The 16,861-nt window shown below is 73.3% G+C and carries 17 protein-coding genes and 1 pseudogene; 7 read left to right on the forward strand and 11 right to left on the reverse strand.

Annotated features, from left to right (window positions below; genetic code table 11):
* The first annotated feature begins 36 nt into the window (after window positions 1-36).
* Complete coding sequence (locus FM076_RS19365) at window positions 37-693, forward strand: TetR/AcrR family transcriptional regulator (protein WP_345945107.1); 657 nt, start codon at window positions 37-39, stop codon at window positions 691-693.
* Between the two features lie 3 nt (window positions 694-696).
* Here the strand turns inward: FM076_RS19365 and FM076_RS19370 are convergent, their stop codons facing one another.
* Complete coding sequence (locus FM076_RS19370) at window positions 697-933, reverse strand: hypothetical protein (protein ID WP_173872272.1); 237 nt, start codon at window positions 931-933, stop codon at window positions 697-699.
* A gap of 364 nt (window positions 934-1,297) precedes the next feature.
* Here FM076_RS19370 and FM076_RS19375 point away from each other — a divergent pair.
* From FM076_RS19375 to FM076_RS19390, 4 genes and pseudogenes are all read left to right on the forward strand, one after another.
* Window positions 1,298-1,594: pseudogene (locus tag FM076_RS19375) on the forward strand (acetyl-CoA C-acetyltransferase); the annotation flags it as partial.
* A 44-nt stretch (window positions 1,595-1,638) separates the two neighbouring features.
* Window positions 1,639-3,528: an AMP-dependent synthetase/ligase gene (locus FM076_RS19380; protein WP_173872273.1), complete on the forward strand. Its 1,890-nt coding sequence runs from the start codon at window positions 1,639-1,641 to the stop codon at window positions 3,526-3,528.
* Between the two features lie 123 nt (window positions 3,529-3,651).
* Complete coding sequence (locus tag FM076_RS19385; protein ID WP_173872274.1) at window positions 3,652-4,614, forward strand: hypothetical protein; 963 nt, start codon at window positions 3,652-3,654, stop codon at window positions 4,612-4,614.
* A gap of 66 nt (window positions 4,615-4,680) precedes the next feature.
* Window positions 4,681-5,682 carry a zinc-binding dehydrogenase gene (locus FM076_RS19390; RefSeq protein ID WP_173874865.1) on the forward strand — a complete coding sequence of 334 codons (1,002 nt, stop codon included), beginning with the start codon at window positions 4,681-4,683 and terminating at the stop codon, window positions 5,680-5,682.
* 197 nt (window positions 5,683-5,879) lie between these two features.
* On the opposite strand, the gene FM076_RS19395 is transcribed toward FM076_RS19390, so the two are convergent.
* The 9 genes from FM076_RS19395 to FM076_RS19435 all read right to left on the reverse strand — a co-directional run bounded on the left by FM076_RS19395 (window position 5,880) and on the right by FM076_RS19435 (window position 14,707).
* The gene (locus FM076_RS19395) at window positions 5,880-7,133 is read right to left on the reverse strand and encodes a lipase family protein (RefSeq protein ID WP_173872275.1); all 1,254 of its coding nucleotides are present in this window, start codon (window positions 7,131-7,133) and stop codon (window positions 5,880-5,882) included.
* Window positions 7,134-7,456: 323 nt separating this feature from the next.
* Window positions 7,457-8,416 carry a TauD/TfdA dioxygenase family protein gene (locus tag FM076_RS19400; RefSeq protein WP_173872276.1) on the reverse strand — a complete coding sequence of 320 codons (960 nt, stop codon included), beginning with the start codon at window positions 8,414-8,416 and terminating at the stop codon, window positions 7,457-7,459.
* 302 nt (window positions 8,417-8,718) lie between these two features.
* Window positions 8,719-9,183 carry a thioesterase family protein gene (locus tag FM076_RS19405; RefSeq protein WP_173872277.1) on the reverse strand — a complete coding sequence of 155 codons (465 nt, stop codon included), beginning with the start codon at window positions 9,181-9,183 and terminating at the stop codon, window positions 8,719-8,721.
* On the reverse strand, window positions 9,180-10,304 hold the full coding sequence (locus FM076_RS19410; protein ID WP_243274571.1) for a 3-hydroxyacyl-CoA dehydrogenase NAD-binding domain-containing protein: 1,125 nt from the start codon (window positions 10,302-10,304) through the stop codon (window positions 9,180-9,182). Before FM076_RS19410 ends, FM076_RS19405 begins: the two co-directional genes overlap by 4 nt.
* Before the next feature lie 180 nt (window positions 10,305-10,484).
* Window positions 10,485-11,378 (reverse strand): 3-keto-5-aminohexanoate cleavage protein, encoded by an 894-nt coding sequence (locus FM076_RS19415; protein WP_173872278.1) that lies wholly within the window; start codon window positions 11,376-11,378, stop codon window positions 10,485-10,487.
* Between the two features lie 202 nt (window positions 11,379-11,580).
* Window positions 11,581-12,603 (reverse strand): TetR/AcrR family transcriptional regulator, encoded by a 1,023-nt coding sequence (locus FM076_RS19420; protein WP_173872279.1) that lies wholly within the window; start codon window positions 12,601-12,603, stop codon window positions 11,581-11,583.
* A 194-nt stretch (window positions 12,604-12,797) separates the two neighbouring features.
* Window positions 12,798-13,001 carry a DUF397 domain-containing protein gene (locus tag FM076_RS19425; protein WP_173872280.1) on the reverse strand — a complete coding sequence of 68 codons (204 nt, stop codon included), beginning with the start codon at window positions 12,999-13,001 and terminating at the stop codon, window positions 12,798-12,800.
* On the reverse strand, window positions 12,998-13,666 hold the full coding sequence (locus FM076_RS19430) for a DUF5753 domain-containing protein (protein ID WP_173872281.1): 669 nt from the start codon (window positions 13,664-13,666) through the stop codon (window positions 12,998-13,000). The genes FM076_RS19425 and FM076_RS19430 overlap by 4 nt, the downstream gene beginning before the upstream one ends.
* A gap of 51 nt (window positions 13,667-13,717) precedes the next feature.
* The gene (locus FM076_RS19435) at window positions 13,718-14,707 is read right to left on the reverse strand and encodes a helix-turn-helix transcriptional regulator (RefSeq protein ID WP_173872282.1); all 990 of its coding nucleotides are present in this window, start codon (window positions 14,705-14,707) and stop codon (window positions 13,718-13,720) included.
* Window positions 14,708-14,827: 120 nt separating this feature from the next.
* Between FM076_RS19435 and FM076_RS19440 the strand changes: the two genes are divergently transcribed.
* Entirely contained in the window at window positions 14,828-15,244 is a 417-nt protein-coding gene (locus FM076_RS19440) for a DUF3224 domain-containing protein (protein WP_173872283.1), read from the forward strand.
* A 156-nt stretch (window positions 15,245-15,400) separates the two neighbouring features.
* On the opposite strand, the gene FM076_RS19445 is transcribed toward FM076_RS19440, so the two are convergent.
* Complete coding sequence (locus FM076_RS19445) at window positions 15,401-15,997, reverse strand: DUF4232 domain-containing protein (protein WP_173872284.1); 597 nt, start codon at window positions 15,995-15,997, stop codon at window positions 15,401-15,403.
* Between the two features lie 195 nt (window positions 15,998-16,192).
* On the opposite strand from FM076_RS19445, the gene FM076_RS34005 reads away from it, so the two are divergent.
* The coding region (locus tag FM076_RS34005) for a helix-turn-helix domain-containing protein (RefSeq protein WP_243274572.1) at window positions 16,193-16,861 on the forward strand (669 nt) is incomplete at its 3' end.

Consider the following 16,861-nt stretch of genomic DNA (forward strand, 5'->3'; position numbering starts at 1 on the left):
AACCAACGGGGTGACGGGGAAGAAGGGTTGACACGCGTGGGCCAGAAGCGGATGCCGCGCCAGGTGCGGGAGCGGCAGATGCTGGACGCCGCCGTCGCCGCGTTCGCGCGGCATGGGTACCAGGCCGCCTCCATGGACGACATCGCCGAGGCGGCCGGAGTCTCCAAGCCGCTCGTCTACCTGTATCTGAAGTCCAAGGAAGAGCTGTTCACGGCCTGCGTGCGGCGGGAGATCGGCGCCCTGGTCGCAGCCGTCCGGGAGGGCACCCGGGAGCGCGGGGTCTCCGCCGACCAGCAGCTGTGGAACGGGCTCACCGCGTTCTTCGCCCACACCGCCGACCGCCCCGACGGGGTCGCCGTCCTCCACCGCGCCCGCACCCAGGGTGAGCCCTTCGCGCGGGAGGTCGCCGCCATGCGCGTGGAGATCCTCACGCTGGTGACCGGGCTGCTGGCGCAGGCGGCCCAGGACGCCGGGTGCGCCGGCGTGCCGGCCGAACGGGAGGTGTCCGGACTCGCCCACGCGCTGGTCGGCGCGGCCGAGTCGCTGGCCGAGTGGGCGAACTCCCACGAGGCCGCGCGGGCCGGTGCCGCCCCCTCCGCGAGGGAGACGGCGGCGACGCTGATGAACTTCTGCTGGGCGGGCCTGGAGAACCTGATGAAGGGCGCGCGCTGGGTGCCCGGGGCCTCGCCCTGACCGCTACTTCTTCCGGCCACCGCCGCCGTTCTCGTACTGGGCCAGAGCCAGGCCCAGCCCGAAGAAGGTCGGCGCCCACTCGCCGGTGAAAATGCCCCACCGGTCGGCCCGGTCCATGCCCGCCGACTCCGCCTTGACAGAGACGGCCCAGCTCAGGAAGGAAATGCCGATCGAGGCGACGGCGGCGCAGTAGGCGTGCTCGCTCCGCAGTCCGGCCTCGTGCAGTTTCTCGACGACCATGCCACCAGCTCCCATCGTTGAAGGACTGCCGCCGTTGAGGGACAGCCGTCGGTGAAGAACTGCCGCCGTTGAGGGACGGCTTCCGTTCGGCTGCCGTTGAGGGACAGCCGCCGTCGTGCGGACAGCTCCTTCCGCCACGCAACCACCGCGCGAGGGCACCCGCCGCTCCGGCTGCTCCGAACGGGTGAGGGCGCGCCCCGGTGCCGGCACCCGGGGGCGGGGGAGGCCGGGCCGGCGTGCGAGGAGGCGTACCGGTGCCGTGCGGGTCCACGGAAGAGAGCGCTCGGCCCATTCCCCTGCTCCTCCGTCTCGCGTAAATTTACTTGTGAGTAAGGTTACTTTCGGGTCAGGAGTTTGGCCGAGGATGAGCCCCAGCCCCACCGACCGCTCACCGTCCGCCACGGCGCGCCCCGCCGTGCCGTTCCCGCGCCGCGTCGCCGTCATCGGTGGCGGCCGCGTCCCCCTCGCCCGCGCGGACGGCCCGTACGCGACCCGCGCGGACCAGGAGAGGCTGACCGCCGCGCTCAACGGCCTGGTCGACCGGCACGGGCTCCAAGAAGCGGGCGCCGTCGGCGGGTTCGTCGCGCGCGCCGTCCTCCAGCACAGCCGCGACGTCGGCCTGGCGCGCGAGACCGCCCCCGGCCCCGCGCCCGCCCCCCGTCCCGTACGACGAGTCCCCGCCCCGTACGACGAAGGAGCCGTCACATGTCCACGAGCCCGCCCGTCCTGACGCCGCCCCTGCTCACCGAGGAGGGCGGCCGGGTCCGCGAGGTCTCGGTGCCGCCGCTGGCGCCCAGGGTGACCAGCGGCTCCCTCGCGGACATCCCGTTCACCAACGCCGAACAGGCCCCCGACGAGCCGGCCGTCAGCCGCCGCAACCCGGACGGCACCTGGTGGGACATGCCCGCACGCGACTTCGCCGCCGAGGTGCTGGCGATGGCGAAGGGCCTGATCGCCCTGGGCCTGCGACCGGGCGACCGGCTCGCGATCATGTCCCGTACGACCTACGAGTGGACCCTCACGGACTTCGCCGCGTGGGCGGCCGGACTGATCACGGTGCCGGTCTACCCGACCTCGTCCGCCTCGCAGGCCCGGCACATCCTCCAGGACTCGCGGGCCAGGGCCTGCTTCGTCGAGGACGTCGAGCAGTCGCGGATGCTCAGCGCGGAGCGCGGCAACCTGCCCGCGCTCGACCACCTGTGGCAGTTCTCCACCGGTGCCGTCGGCCACGTGGTGGACGCGGGCCGCGAGCTGCCGGCGGCACTGGTGGCCGAACGCCGCGCACACCTGGGGCCGCACACGATCGCCACCCTCATCTACACCTCGGGCACCACAGGTCCGCCCAAGGGCTGTGTGCTCACGCACGGCAACTTCTTCGCGGAGGTGGACAACGCGATCGAACTGCTGCACCCGGTCTTCCGGTCGGAGACGTCCCAGGAGGCGTCGACGCTGCTGTTCCTGCCGCTGTCCCACGTCTTCGGCCGGATGGTGGCGATCGGCTGCCTGCGGGCGCGGGTCCGGCTGGGGCACGCGCCGAGCGTCAGGACCGAGGACCTGCTCGCCGACCTGGCGGGCTTCCGGCCGACGTTCCTGCTGGGCATCCCGTACGTGCTGGAGAAGATCTACCACACCGGGCGGGCGACGGCCGAGAGGAGGGGACGGGCCGCGTCCTTCGACCGGGGCGCGCGGATCGCGCAGCGGTACGGGGAGGCCGTCGAGGCGGCCGAGCACGGGTTCGGCGGCGGACCGGGGCTCGGGCTGCGCGCGGCGCGCGGGCTCTACGACGCGCTGATCTACCGGCGGATCCGGGCCGCGCTGGGCGGCCGGTGCCGTTACGTCATCTGCGGCGGCTCCCCGCTGGGGCACCGGCTCGCGGCGTTCTTCGAGGGCGCGGGCGTCACCGTCTTCGAGGGCTACGGGCTGACCGAGACCACGGCGGCGACGACCGCCACCCCGCCGCTCAAGCCCCGGCTGGGCACCGTGGGCTGGCCGGTGCCGGGCACCGCGCTGCGGATCGCGGACGACGGGGAGGTCCTCATCAAGGGGGAGCACGTCTTCCGCGGCTACTGGGACGCGAGGAGCGAGCGCGCGGTGCCGCACCTGGACGCCGACGGCTGGATGCCCACCGGGGACCTGGGAGCCCTGGACTCGGAGGGGTATCTGAGCATCACCGGCCGCAAGAAGGACCTCATCATCACCTCCGGGGGCAAGAACCTGGCCCCCGCGCCCCTGGAGGACTGGCTGCGCGCGCACCCGCTGGTCAGCCAGTGCCTGGTCGTGGGCGACAACCGGCCGTACGTGGCGGCCCTGGTGACGCTGGAACCGGACGGGCTCGCGCACTGGCGGCGGATGCACAAGAAGGAGCACCTGGGCCCTGCCGAGCTGATCGAGGACGCGGACCTGCTGCGCAACCTCCAGCAGGCCGTGGACGAGGCCAACTCGCAGGTCTCCCGGGCCGAGTCCATCCGCCGCTTCACCGTGCTGCCCCGGGACTTCACCGAGGAGGACGGGCACCTGACGCCGTCGCTGAAGCTGCGCCGGGCCGCGATCGTGCGGGACTTCGCCGACGAGATCGACCGGCTCTACGCCCCGTGAGCGGGTGCGTGGGCAACCCGTCGCTCCTGCCGCGGCCGGGCGGGCGGTACCGTGCCTTGGAGCAGCACAGGGAACATTGAGGCGGGGGCGGGCATCTCCTCCCTCGCGCCGGGAGGACACGGGATGACGACACCCCCGCAGCCGCCGCAGCAGCCGCCCAGCCAGCCACCGCACCAGCCGCCGTCCGGGGGCGGTTTCGGACCGCCCGGAGGCGGCGGCTTCGGACAGCCGCCGGGCGGCTTCGGCCCGCCCGCGAGCGGACCGGGCGGCCCCGGCGGACCGGGTGCGCCCGGTGGTCCCGGGGCGCCGGGCGGCCCCGGCGGCTTCGGGCAGCCCGGCTTCCCCGGCCCGTACGGAAGCCCGCCCCCCACGCCGCCGAACAGGACCAACAAGGTCGTCGGCATCGTCGTGGCCGCCGTGCTGGTCGTGGCGCTGGCCGTCGCCGGGATCCTGATAGCGGTCTCGGGCGGGGACGACGACAAGGACGGGAAGGACACCGCGAAGCCGTCGAAATCCGGGCAGCCCGCCGACGACCCCACGGGCGAGCCCTCCGACGACGAGGAGCCGACGCCCGTCCCGAGCCCGTCCGAGACCCGCTACGAGCTGGCCTTCCCCAAGACGCTGGAGAACGGCGCCTACCGGCTGCGCAACGACCTGAGCGACTCGGTGGACACCCACAACCCCGGCGAGGAGGCGCACCTCGGCTCCTACTCCAACTCCTCCGACACCTCACGCCTCCTCTACGGCTCGGCCACCGGTGAGGACTACGGCAACCCGGAGCTGTCGAAGAACCAGATGATGAACGGCATGGAGTCCGGCCCGACCATGGACGTGGCCGTCAAGCGCCGCGACATCACCCCCACAGGCTCCGGCGATCCGCTGACCTGCGAGGTGCTCGTCAAGACGCAGCAGGGCCGCAAGCTGACGATCCCCGTGTGCGCGTGGAGCGACCCGGGCACCGCCGCCTACGTGGCCAACGACAGCCGGGACACCTACTTCGTCGACCCCGAGGACGTGGACCTGCAGAAGTGGGCGGACCGGGTGGACGGCATCCGGGACGAGGTGCGCACCCCGGCCGGCGATTGACTTCACCTTCGGTTGAAGTTGAAGACTGCTTCCCGTTCGCCCGTCCGACGAAGGGGAGTGGTCGTGATGCAGGGAATCCAGATGGAGCGGTTCGGCGGTCCTGAGGTCCTCCGGCCCGTCGAGTTGCCCGAACCGGTGCCCGGGCCCGGTCAGGCCGTCGTCGAGGTGGCGTACGCCGACGTGATCTTCCTGGAGACCCAGGTGCGCCGCGGCGAGGCATTCTTCACCCCACCGCTGCCGTACGTCCCGGGCGGCGCCGTCGGCGGGCGGATCGCCGCGGTCGGTCCCGGCGTGGGCGCCGCGTGGCGGGGCCGGCAGGTCGTCGCCAGGACGGTGCCCGCCGACGGCGCGGCGGCGGGCGGCGGATACGCGCGGCGCACCCTGGTGGCCGTCGAGACGGTGAGCGTCCTGCCCCACGGGGTCGGCCTGCGGGAGGCCACCGCCCTGGCGCACGACGGACCCACCGCCATGCGGCTCTTCGACAACGCCGTCACCGCGGGCGCTCTCCGGCCCGGCGCCTGGGTGCTCGTCCTGGCGGCGGCCGGCGGGCTGGGCGCCCTGCTGGTGCGGCTGGCGAAGGCGGCCGGGGCACGCGTCGTCGCGGCGGCACGCGGCGAGCGGAAGCTGACGCTGGCACGGGAGGAACTGGGTGCCGACGCGGTCGTCGACTACGGGGAGCCGGGGTGGACCGACCGGGTGCGCGCGGCCGTCGGCGAGCGCGGGGCCGATGTGGTCTTCGACGGTGCGGGCGGGGACATCGGCCGCGCGGCCTTCGAAGTGGTCGCCCGTGGCGGGCGGTTCTCCGCCCACGGCGCACCCGGTGGCGGCTTCGCCGAGCCGGACCCCGGGGCCGCCGCCGCCCGCGGGGTGACCCTCGCCGGCATCGAACAGGTCCAGTTCGCCCCCGCCGAGGCCAAACCGCTGCTGGACCGGGCGCTGTTCGAGGTCGCCGCGGAGCGGCTGCGTCCGGTCGTCGGCCAGACCTTCCCCCTGGAGGACGCGGCACGGGCCCACGCGGCCATCGAGGCCCGCGAGGTCCTGGGCAAGACGCTGCTGACGGTGGGGTGAGGGGGATGTGGGGCGAGCCGGGTGGGGTGAGTGGGGTGGAGTGCGTGGGTGGGGTGGGCGGGGTTGGGTTGAGCGGTGGGGTGAGTGCGTCCCGCCGGCGCACGGATGACGCGTCACGGCCTGCCCAGCCTCTGAGCGGGCCGACCTCGCGCGGTCGTCCGGAATCGGCTCACCCCGCGCGGTCGTCCGGAACCGGCTCACCCCGCGCAGTCGTTGGGGGCCGGCTTGCCCGCGAAGCGGTCGCCGAGCCAGGCCAGGGCCGGGCCGTTGCCGGCGATGGCCGTGCCGGTGTGGCCGAGGCCGGGGAACGACCGGAACCGCACGGCGTTGCCCCTGGCGCACCAGCCGGCGCGCAGCCCCTGCCCCTGCGCGTACGGAATGATCTCGTCCGACTCGCCGTGGTAGACGAACGTGGGCGCCGACGGGGCCCGGGTGCCGAGGGTGTCGGCGGCGATTCTGCGCCGCCAGTCGGGCCGCTCCAGCGGATCGGTGACGGTCAGGTCCGCGATCTTCTTGCCCTTCCCCGCCGCCAGGATGTCCTCCACGCAGGCGCCGCGGGCCAGTTCGGTGAGCCGACGCCCCTCGGCGTTGAGGTACGCGCCCAGCCGCAGCCCGGGGAACGCCGCGTCGTGTCCGATCGCCGCCATCAGGACGAAGCCCGCGTGGTCGCCGCCGTCGTCGGCCTCGGCGACCTCCGCCAGATCGGCGGGCACGCCGCCGCTGGCCGTGCCCTTCACCCTCAGCTCCGGCGCGTAGGAGGCGGCGAGTTCGGCCGCCGCCGCACTGGCCTGCCCGCCCTGCGAGTAGCCCATGACGCCGACCGGCGAGCGCGGGCCCACCCCCAGTTTCCGCGCGCCGGGCAGCCGTTGGGCGGCGCGGGCGGCGTCCAGCACGGCGGTGCCCTCGGCGCGGGCGACGGTGTAGGTGTGGTCCCCGGGGGTGCCCAGCCCCTCGTAGTCGGTGACCGCCACCGCCCAGCCGCGTACCAGGGCCGCGTTGATGAGCGGCGCCTCGGCCGTCGTCCCGCTGGGAAAACCGGCCGAGGGCGCGCACTGGTCACCCATGCCGACGGTGCCGACCGCGTAGGTGATCAGGGGCCGCGGGCCGCTTCCGCCGTCGCGCGGGACGAGGACGGTGCCGGAGACGGCGTTCCGCCTCCCGCTGGCGTCCGTCGAGCGGTAGGTGATTTTCCACGCCGAGGCGTTGCCGGGGACGCCCGGCCAGTACTGGAAGGTGGTCGGCTCCGCGTGGAGGATGGAACCGGGGCGGTCACCGTGCCGTGGGGCGGGCCCGGCGGCACCGCCGTCCGCCTGCGCCTGTGCGCCGCCGGCCAGCGCGGTCGCCGCCACGGTCGCCAGCGCCGTGACGACCGCGCCCCTTCCGCGCTGTCCTGAGTGAGGCCCTAAGCGGCGCTTTCCGCGCTGCTGACGGGACGTACGGAACGACTCCATGCGCCTCTCCCGACTCTCCGGGGTGCCGGATGTCCGGCCGACCGTACGACCGTACTGACGGCGTGGTGCTTGGCGCCATGGGGCGGTCCCGGCGGGAACTTGGCGGAAATCCGGCGCGGATCCGGCGGGAACCCGGCGCGAGTCCGGCGCGAACCCGCAGAAACCCGGCGCGAACCTGCCGCGTACGGAGCGCGCGCTGCGCGGGAGCACCGGCGGAAAAGGGACCGCCCGCCCCTCCGGGGGAAAAGGGGCGGGCGGTCCGGTCCTGGGGCGACCGGCGTGGGCGGTCGCGGTGGACGGGTGCCGTGGGCGGTCGCGTCCCGTCAGAACGGGCGGTCGCCGACGATGGCGACGCGCTCGGCCACGCGGCGGTGCCCGGCGTAGTCGAACAGGGCGTAGTGCTGGGTGGCGCGGTTGTCCCAGAAGGCGATGTCACCGGGCTGCCAGGCGAAGCGGACCTGGTACTCCGGCACGTGTGCCTGGCGCACCAGTTCGGCCAGCAGCCGGTCGCTCTCGTCGCGGTCCATCCCCACGATGTGGGTGGTGAAGGAGGTGTTGACGAACAGCATCTTGCGGCCCGTCTCCGGATGGGTGCGCACCACCGGGTGCTCGACCGGCGGGAACTCCTCCTGCAACTCGGCCAGCCGCTCGGCCGGGGTGAAGCGCGCGAAGCCCGGGATGAAGTCGTGCACCGCCACCGCGCCGTCGATCCGCTCCCGCACCCGGGGCGGCAGGTTGTCGTACGCGGCGGCCATGTCCGCCCACATGGTGTGCCCGCCGACCGGCGGCACCTCGCGCAGCTGGAGCACCGCGCCCATGGCGGGGCGCTCGCGGAAGGTGACGTCGGTGTGCCAGACGTTCTCATACGTGGGCCGGGTGCGGGTGTCCTTCTCGAAGCGGACGATCTCGTCGCTGGAGCCGCGCGCCAGCAGCGGGTTGGTCTCCAGCTCGCCCCAGTGGCGGGCGAAGGCGGCCTGCTGCTCGGGGGTGAGGTTCGCGCCCCGGAAGAAGAGCACCTTCCACTCCAGCAGCGCCCGGTTCAGCTCCTCGCGCAGCGCGGGGCTCAGCGGCCGGGACAGATCGGCGCCCCGGATCTCCGCGCCGATCACCCGGGTCTGCGGCACCACCTCGATCAGCTCGTACGGCCGCTCCTCCCAGCCCTCGGGGAAGGGGCGCAGCACGCGTACGCCCTCGTAGATGCCGCCCTGAGGCACCCGGGCGTCCCGGAGCGTGACGGGGGCGGAGGCAGGGGCGGTGGATGTGGTGGGGGTGACGGTGGTCATGTAGGTCCTCCAGCGGAATCCGGTCGGGAGCCACACCGCCTGCGGAGCGGCGGGCCGTGTCGTTCCTTCGCTTCCTCGCGGAGCCGGACATCCGGCTCGCGCTCACGGAGCCGGGGACACAGCTAGAGACCGGATCGCTCGCACCCACCCCGCCAGGGGACGCCGTGGCGTCCGAGCGGAGAAGTGGAGTGCGCGACCATGGGGCTCATTGTGGGATTCGAGCCCCCACCTCGTCAACGCCGCCTCCGCCGGTCACCGGCGGGGGTGCCGTCGGCGGTCACCGGCGGGGGCGGCGTCGGCGGTCATCGGCGGGGCACCGGTGCGATGGCGCGGCCCGCCCACTCGGGCGGCTCCTCGACGAGCCCGGCCAGGCGCCCGCGCACCGCGTCCGGGAACGGTGCGCTGCCGTCCGCGCCGACGTGGAGCGCGAACAGCTCGGTGGTGGCCACCGTACGGCCGTCCTCGTCCCGCATCTCGTGGGCGAAGCGCAACTTTTTGGCGTCCACACCGAGGACGCGGGTGCGGACGCTCAGGGCGGTGCCCTCGGAGACCTCGTGCAGGTACCGCACATGCGCTTCCACGGTGTAGAGGGAGCAGCCGGTGCGCTCCCGGTACGCCGGGTCCAGTCCGACGGCATCCATCATGGCGTCCGTCGCGTAGCCGAAGACGAGCACGTAGAACGCCTCGCTCATATGGCCGTTGTAGTCGATCCACTCCCGGCGGACCGTCTCGTGGAAGAGGGGCAGCGGAGCGGGGCCGGACGTCATTCCGCCGCGCCCTTCCGCAACCCGGCGTCCTTCGGCAGCCCGGCATCCATCGCCTCCTGCGGCCCGGCACCCCTCGCCTTTTGCGGCCCGGCGCTCTTCGGCACCTCGGCGCTCTTCGGCACACCCGTACTCTTCGGCGCCTCCGCGCTCTTCGACGTCGCCGCGCTCTTCGGCAGGCGGCCCGTGGCGCGGAGGACGTCGATGACGCCCTGGTCCCGCTCGGCGACCAGGTCCGCGAGGGAGCGCCCCGCTGCCGCCTCGTCGCAGCCGGCCACCATGGCGTCCCGCAGCGCCCCGTCCAGCTCCGGGGCCTCCAGCCGGGTCCACGGGGACTTCAGGGAGGGGCCGAAGTGGTCCAGCATGTGGCCCATTCCGCCCTCGCCGCCCGCCAGCGCGAACGTCAGGCACGGCCCCATGAACGCCCAGCGCAGGCCCGGCCCCTCGGTGATCGAGTCGTCGATCTCCTTCACCGTCGCCTCGCCGTTGGCCACCATGTGCAGGGCCTCCCGCCACAGCGCCTCCTGGAGGCGGTTGGCGATGAACCCCGGCAGCTCGCGCTCCATGGTGATCACCGACTTGCCCGCCACCTCGTAGAACCGCGAGGCCCACTCCACGGCCTGACGGTCGGTGCGCTCACCGCCCACGACCTCCACCAGCGGAATCAGGTACGGCGGATTGAACGGATGCCCCACCAGCAGCCGGCCCGGATCGGCCGCCTCCGTCTGCATCTCGGTCATGGGGTAGCCGGACGTGGACGACGCGATGACGACGCCGGCCGGGGTCGCGGCGTCCAGCTCGGCGAGCAGGCTCCGCTTGAGTTCCAGCTTCTCGGGGGCGCTCTCCTGCACGAACTGCGCCGTGGCGCACGCCTCTTCGAGCGTGGACGCGACGGTGAGCCGGTCGCGGGAGGCGGCGGCGTCCAGTCCGAGCCGGGTGAGCGCGGGCCAGGCCGCGTCCACGAGGCGGCGCAGCTTGTCGGCCGCGTCGGGCGCCGGGTCCCAGGCGGTCACGTCGTAACCGCGCGCCAGGAAGTGGGCGACCCAGCCGCCGCCGATCACGCCCGCGCCGACGCAGGTGACGCGGCGGACGTCGGTGGGGGAGACAGGGGGTGTGGTGGGCATGGGGGCTCCTCGGGGTGATGGTGTCCGGGGCGGGGTCCGGAGGCCCCGGAGATCCGGGGGATTCCCGGGGGCTTCCCGGGGGTTTCCGGGGGCTGGAGGGTCTTGGGTTCCGGGCGTCCGGTGGTCCGGGTGTTCCCATGGGTCCGGGGTTCCCGGGGGTCCGGGTGAACAGGGCGACGGTTACGCGCGGGGCTTGAGGCCGAGGCGGGCGCGGGCCTCGTCGGGCGAGGCGACGGACGCCCCGAGGGCCTCGGTGATCCGCACGGCACGCTCGACGAGCTGGCCGTTGGTCGCCTTCACTCCCCGGCTCAGATACAGGTTGTCCTCCAGACCGACCCGCACGTTGCCGCCCAGCAGGATCGACTGCGCCACCCACGGCATCTGCATCCGGCCCAGCGCGAACGACGCCCACTGCGCGCCCTGCGGCAGGAAGTTGACCATCGACTGGAGCACGCCCGGGTCGGCGGGCGCGCCCCACGGGATGCCCATGCACAGCTGGAAGAGGGTCGGCTGGTCGAGCAGGCCCTCGTCCAGCAGCTGCTTGGCGAACCACAGCTGGCCGGTGTCGAAGATCTCCAGCTCGGGCCGGACGCCCAGCTCCTGGATGCGCCGGGCGCCCTTGCGCAGCATCTCGGTGGTGGAGATGTAGAGCTGGTCGCCGAAGTTGAGGGAGCCGCAGTCCAGTGTGCAGATGTCGGGGAGCAGGTCCTCGACGTGCGGGAGCCGGTCGAGACCGCCCACCAGGTCGGTGCCCTCCAGCGCACCCTTCTCCAGCGGCTGGTCGGCGTCGAGCACCAGGTCGCCGCCCATGCCGGCGGTCAGATTGATGACGACGTCCGTACCGGTCTCCTTGACGCGCTCCACGACCTCGCGGTAGAGCCGCCTGTCGCGCGAGGGCGCGCCGGTCTCCGGGTCGCGCACATGGATGTGGACGACGGCCGCACCCGCCTCCGCGGCCTCCACGGCCGAGGCCGCTATCTGGGCCGGGGTGACGGGAACGTGCGGGCTGCGCCCGACGGTGTCGCCCGCACCCGTGAGGGCGCAGGTGATGATGACGCTGTCGTTGAAGGGCATGGCGAAACCTCCGTGGGGACGGTGACGATGACGAGGGGGTGAGGGGAGGACGGTGTAGGGGCGGCTGTGGCGGGGTTCGGTTGTGACGGGGTTCGGAGCTGCCGGGGCGCGGCTGTGACGGGGTACGGCTGTGACGGAGCGCGGCGGTGGTGGGGCCGAGCAGAGTGGCCTGGGCGGGCGGCCGGACCTGACCGTCCCGGGGTCAGTCCTCGCTGTGCGGGAGCAACTCGGCGCGGACATGGGCGAGCAGCGCGGCGTACATGTCGTCGGGGCTGGTGCCGCTTCCGGTGACGGCACCGGTGCCTCCGGTCCTGCCGGTATCTCCGGTCCCGCCGGTTCCTCTGGTGTCTCCGGTCCCGCCGGTGCCCTCCCGTTCGGCGGCGCCGGCCAGTACCTGGGAGGCCAGGCCGTCGATCAGGGCGGTCAGCCGCAGGGCGCTGGATTCCGGGTCCACCTCCCGGAAGACACCCTGAGCGATTCCGCGCCGGATGACATCGGCGACGGTGGTGCGCCACTGCCGGTAGTAGTCCACGTGCAGCCGGCCGATGGCGGTCGAGCGCGCGGCCTCCGCCCACAGGTCGAGCCACACCAGCCACTGACGCCGCTGCTGCTCGGTGCGCGGAGTCTGCAGAGCGAGGAGTTCCCGCAGCTCGGCCGCCGCGTCCCGGGCCCCGGACGCGGCGATCCGGGCCGCGCGGCTGGCGGTGTCCTCGTCCATGCACCACCGCACGGCCGCCTCCAGCAGCTCGGCCCGGCCGGGGAAGTGGTAGTGGATGGCGGCGGTACTGGTGTCGCAGGCGGACGCGATGTCGGCCACCCGCACCGCGTGGAACCCGTGCTCCGCGATCAGCCGCACCGTCTCCCGCACGATCTGCAACGGGCGCCCCGCCGAGGGGAGTTGGGGCGCCCGCCGCTCGGTGGCCGAAGACGGTGCGGCGCCTGGGACGGGGGCGTCCGGGGCGGACGCACCGGTGCCGCTCGCAGCGGCTGTCCGGGAGCCGAGCAGCCAGCCGGCGTCCACCTCGCCCGCGTCGGCGATACGGGCCAGCTCCGCGACGGTGAACCGCCGGGTACCGCTGAGCGAGCGGGACAGCTTGGAGGGGTCCATCACGATCCGCCGGGCGAACTCCCGCTGGGTGCACCCGGATGCCTCGACGACCTTCCGGACCCGCTCGGCGACCTCGCCCGCGCTGTCCTCGACCCTGTCGCCCGCTGTCTCCCGCATGACGGCCACCGTACGAGACCGTTGAGATAACCGCAACGACACCGACAAAATCCGCCCCGTATGCCCCGAAATGCCCTGCCTTTCTTCCTCATGTTGCGCCCTGACTGACGCATCAGTCAGCACCGCACCAACACAAAAGCGGTCCCCGCCATCCCGGCGGGGACCGCTCATGCGCGGGTCGCGCCCGGCTGCTCTCAGACGTCGAGCTCCCGGCGCTGGAGAGCCGCCACGAACGAGCCCCAGGCGGCGGGCCCGAAAGCGAGGCAGGGCCCGTCCGGGGCCTTGCTGTCGCGGACGGGTACGAGGGAGGGGATGTTGTCCGCCACCTCGACGCATGCACCGCCGTCCTGGTTGCTGTACGAACTCTTGCGCCACGCGGCGGTGCTCAGGTCGGTCATGCGCACTGTGGTTCCTCCAGCATTCGCTCGATGAACTCGCGTGAATCGGCGGGGGACATGGCGCGGTCGCGCACCGCATCGTAGCCGAGCTGCAACCGTTCCACAGCGGCCGTTTCCTCCACCAGGTCGCCGGAATAGCCGGTCTCCACCCAAGCCACCGTACGGCCGTCCGTGGTCCTCAGGAACATCGTGTCGGTGTTGGTCAGCGCGTGCAGGCTGGCCCTTCCGGGAACGACTTGCACCACCACGTTGGGCCGCTCGCTCATACCGATCAGGTGCTGGAGCTGCTGTTGCCACGCCTGCGGATCCTCCAGCGGGGTGCGCAGCACGGCCTCCGACAGCATCGCGCGGAAGCGCGGCGCGCCCTCCCGCTCCAGAAGCGTCCTGCGCCCTATCCGCGCCTCCACCTGGCGGGTCAGCTCCTTGCCCGCGAGACCGCCCGCCGCCAGCAGCGTCCGTGCGTACTCCGTCGTCTGCAACAGGCCGTGAAAATTGCTCACCGCGTAGTGCCACAGGCTGATGGCCTCCGCCTCCAGGGCCATGTAACGGCGGTAACGCTCACGGAACTGCGAGGGGTCCGCGACGGCGAGTTCCCACAGGGCAGGAGCCCCGGGATCCTGGCTCCTGCTGTGACCGCTCTTCTGGGCGGCATGCCACGCTCCCAAGGAAGGGTCTAACATTCCGGCCGGTCGGTTTGCCGGGGCAGGGGTGTCCCCTCACTCCGTGGTGCTGTCGTCGCCCTGTGCCGTGTAGTGGGCCGCCAGGGCGGTGGCGGCGGTGGTCATCGCGGTGCGTAGTGGGGGCGGGCCCAGGACCACGGCTTCCGCGCCGAGGCTGAGCAGGTCGGAGACGGCCACCGGCAGGGATTCGACGTCGAGTTCGGTCTCGACCCATCCGTTCTCGTCGGGCGGTCCCGCGTGTTCCAGCGCGCGGGCGCCCGGAGTGCCGAACTTGGCGGGGAGCAGTCGTTGGGCCTGTGGGGAGAGGCGCACGTGCGCCGTCTCCTGCCGGAGCCAGGACTCCAGGCGGCGGGATGACGCCTCCCAGTAGGCGGGCAGGTCGAACCCGGTGGGGCGCTCGAAGAGGGCGTCGGTGGCCGTCACGTCCACGAAGCGGGAGATGCGGTAGGTGCGGACGGCTTCGTCCGCCTGCGCGACGGCGTACCAGATGCCGCCCTTGAGGACGACGCCCAGCGGCCGCAGCGTGCGTTCCACCTCGCCGCGCCAGCGCCGGTAGCGGGTGTGCAGCACCCGCTGCTCCCACACCGCCTCGGCGATCCGTGGCAGGTGGGGCACGGACTCGGCGTCCCGGAACCAGCCCGGCGCGTCCAGGTGGAACCGCTCCTGGACGCGCCGGCTGTGCTCGGCGAGGGGCGTCGGGAGTGCGGCGCGCACCTTGAGCTGCGCGGTGGTCAGGACGGCGCCGAGCCCCAGCTCCCGTACGGGGCCCGGGAGTCCGGACAGGAAGAGCGAGCCCGCCTCGGAACCGGTGAGTCCGGTCAGCCGGGTGCGGTATCCGGCCATGAGGCGGTAGCCGCCGCTCGGACCGCGGTCCGCGTGGACGGGGACGCCGGAGGCGCTGAGGGCGTCGATGTCGCGGTAGACGGTACGGACGGAGACGTCCAGTTCGGCCGCGAGTTCGGGTGCCGTCATCCGGCCGCGGTTCTGGAGCAGGAGGAGAAGGGAGAGGAGCCGGTCGGCGCGCATGGCACACATTGTCGGCGGTACCTGACAGAAGGTGTCAGGTACCGCCGACAGAATCGTCCCACAACCGTCAGCGGCAACCGTCAGCGACAGCGACAGTGCCGCACTGCGAAAGGGCGATCCATGGCCTCCGCCTCCCGTACCACCACCGCCGCGTTCACCGGTGTCTCCTGGGACGAGAAGGACGTCTCCGGCTCCGCGCCCGGCCCCCGTCTCGCCCGCGCCTCCGTCGTCAACGACTACACCGGCGGCATCGAGGCGAAGGGCGCCGCCTGCGCGTACACGCTCACCTATGTGACGGAGGTGAGCGGCGTGTTCTCCGGCATGGAGCGGCTCGACGGCTCCCTCGACGGCCGGCCGGGCACCTTCGTCGTCCACCAGGACGGCAGCTTCGATGAGGAGGGCGTCATCCGCTGCACCTTCACCGTGGTGCCGGGCTCCGGCACGGACGGCCTCGCCGGCCTCACCGGAAAGGGCGGCTACGAGGTCCGCCCCGGGGAGCAGCGCGTCGAGGTGACCTTCACCTACGAGCTGGACTGAGCCCGCGCCCACCCGAGGCCGGTCGTACCGCGCTCACCCTAGGCCGGTCGTGGGAAGGGGCCCCTCCCCCCCCCGGGAGGGGCCGAAGCCTCTCCGAGCGGCCACCGCGACGGTGGTGGGGGCCCCTCTCCCCCCGGGAGGGGCCCCCTTCCACGCTTACTGGAGGGCCAGCTCGGCGGTCGGGTTCCAGTAGGAGACGGTCGAGTTGTCGCTGATGGCGAGGCCCTCACCGGCGGGCGCGTCGACCGTGGCTGTCTTGCCGGTGCCGTTCTGATCGCGGTCGGCCAGCTCGACGGTGAGCTGCTTCTCGCGGTGCATGGTGCCGCCGTCGCCCTCCTCCAGGGAGAGGGCGGCGTAACCGGAGGCGCCCGGCTTCAGGGAGACCACGGCCTGCGGCTTGCCGCCGCCGACCGGAATGGGAGCCTGCGCGTTCGGGTAGCCCACGAACGGATAGCCGTACAGGTCGCAGCGGGTGCTGCCGTTGTTGGTGGCCTTGAGCAGGATCACCGGCGCGCTGCCCCCGGTCTCCTGGAGCTTGACGGAGACCTTGCCGACGGTGCACGTCGAGCTCGTGACGCTCAGCGAGGAGGACCTGGCCTGCGTGCTGACCCCGCCGCCGTCCCCCCTCTCGGCCCTGTTGCCGTTGCCGCCGCTGTCCGAACCCCCCGAGCACGCGGTCAGGGAGAGGAGGGCGAGCGCGCCGGCCGTGGCGGCGGTCAGGAAGCGGGAGCGGGAGTTCCGGAAGCTGGACATATGGCTGAGCCCTTTCGGTGGTGCGGCGGTCCGGGTGCTTTGATGTCCGGAGCTTGTGGGCTGATCCGTCCCAACCGCCAGGTCTGCCGGGCAGTTGGGGACGCTGGAACGCCGAAACGGGCTGTGACCAGGGGGAACGTGAGGGCCTGGAACGCGGGAACGGGACGCGCCGGGCCGCAGGGGGAAGGGCGAGCGATGACAGGTGCGACAGGGGACACGGGCCCGGCCGGGGACACGGACGCCTTCGCGGAGCTGCTGCGGGAACTCAAGGAACGCTCGGGGCTGAGCTATGGGGCGCTCGCCAAGCGGCTGCACATGAGCACCTCGACGTTGCACCGGTACTGCAACGGCACCGCGGTGCCCGTCGACTACGCGCCGGTCGAGCGGTTCGCCCGGGTCTGCCGGGCCGACCCGAAGGAACTGGTCGAGCTGCACCGCCGGTGGGTCCTGGCGGACGCCGCGCGCAGACGTAAGGGTCCGGAAGCCCCCGAACCAGCGAACCCCGCCCCACGAGCGGAAGCCACCGGCTCGGCGAACCCCGCCGAAGGAGCGCGGATCGCTCAACCAGCGGGAGCCGCCGGCTCGAACCCCGCCGACGAAGCACGGGCCGCCGACGAAGCACGGGCCGTCGAAGCAGCGCGGGCCGTCGAAGAAGCGGGGGCCGCCGGCGGGAGCGGGCTCGTCGGTTCAGGGGGGTCCGAAAGGGAGGAGGCCGCGGTCAGGGAGGAGGTCACGGTGGTCGGGCGCGGCCCGGGGGCCGCTCCCGTGCGGTCCCGACGGCGCCGGGCCGCGCTGCTGGCCGGGGTCGCCGCGGCGGCCGTCGTGGGCGCGGTCGTGCTCGCCGTGGATCCGCCGTCCTCCGAA

Origin of the sequence: Streptomyces albus subsp. chlorinus (genome assembly GCF_013302895.1) — a bacterium.
GTDB classification, from domain to species: Bacteria; Actinomycetota; Actinomycetes; order Streptomycetales; family Streptomycetaceae; genus Streptomyces; species Streptomyces chlorinus.

Bases quoted from the DNA above. Each gene is read 5' to 3' on its own strand.
- FM076_RS19405 (WP_173872277.1), bottom strand. From the start codon at position 9,183: ATGACGTCCGGCCCCGCTCCGCTGCCCCTCTTCCACGAGACGGTCCGC.
- FM076_RS19380 (WP_173872273.1), top strand. From the start codon at position 1,639: ATGTCCACGAGCCCGCCCGTCCTGACGCCGCCCCTGCTCACCGAGGAG.
- FM076_RS19370 (WP_173872272.1), bottom strand. From the start codon at position 933: ATGGTCGTCGAGAAACTGCACGAGGCCGGACTGCGGAGCGAGCACGCC.
- FM076_RS19390 (WP_173874865.1), top strand. From the start codon at position 4,681: ATGCAGGGAATCCAGATGGAGCGGTTCGGCGGTCCTGAGGTCCTCCGG.
- FM076_RS19415 (WP_173872278.1), bottom strand. From the start codon at position 11,378: ATGCCCTTCAACGACAGCGTCATCATCACCTGCGCCCTCACGGGTGCG.
- FM076_RS19395 (WP_173872275.1), bottom strand. From the start codon at position 7,133: ATGGAGTCGTTCCGTACGTCCCGTCAGCAGCGCGGAAAGCGCCGCTTA.
- FM076_RS19435 (WP_173872282.1), bottom strand. From the start codon at position 14,707: ATGCGCGCCGACCGGCTCCTCTCCCTTCTCCTCCTGCTCCAGAACCGC.
- FM076_RS19425 (WP_173872280.1), bottom strand. From the start codon at position 13,001: ATGACCGACCTGAGCACCGCCGCGTGGCGCAAGAGTTCGTACAGCAAC.
- FM076_RS19440 (WP_173872283.1), top strand. From the start codon at position 14,828: ATGGCCTCCGCCTCCCGTACCACCACCGCCGCGTTCACCGGTGTCTCC.
- FM076_RS19420 (WP_173872279.1), bottom strand. From the start codon at position 12,603: ATGCGGGAGACAGCGGGCGACAGGGTCGAGGACAGCGCGGGCGAGGTC.
- FM076_RS19410 (WP_243274571.1), bottom strand. From the start codon at position 10,304: ATGCCCACCACACCCCCTGTCTCCCCCACCGACGTCCGCCGCGTCACC.
- FM076_RS19385 (WP_173872274.1), top strand. From the start codon at position 3,652: ATGACGACACCCCCGCAGCCGCCGCAGCAGCCGCCCAGCCAGCCACCG.
- FM076_RS19400 (WP_173872276.1), bottom strand. From the start codon at position 8,416: ATGACCACCGTCACCCCCACCACATCCACCGCCCCTGCCTCCGCCCCC.
- FM076_RS19445 (WP_173872284.1), bottom strand. From the start codon at position 15,997: ATGTCCAGCTTCCGGAACTCCCGCTCCCGCTTCCTGACCGCCGCCACG.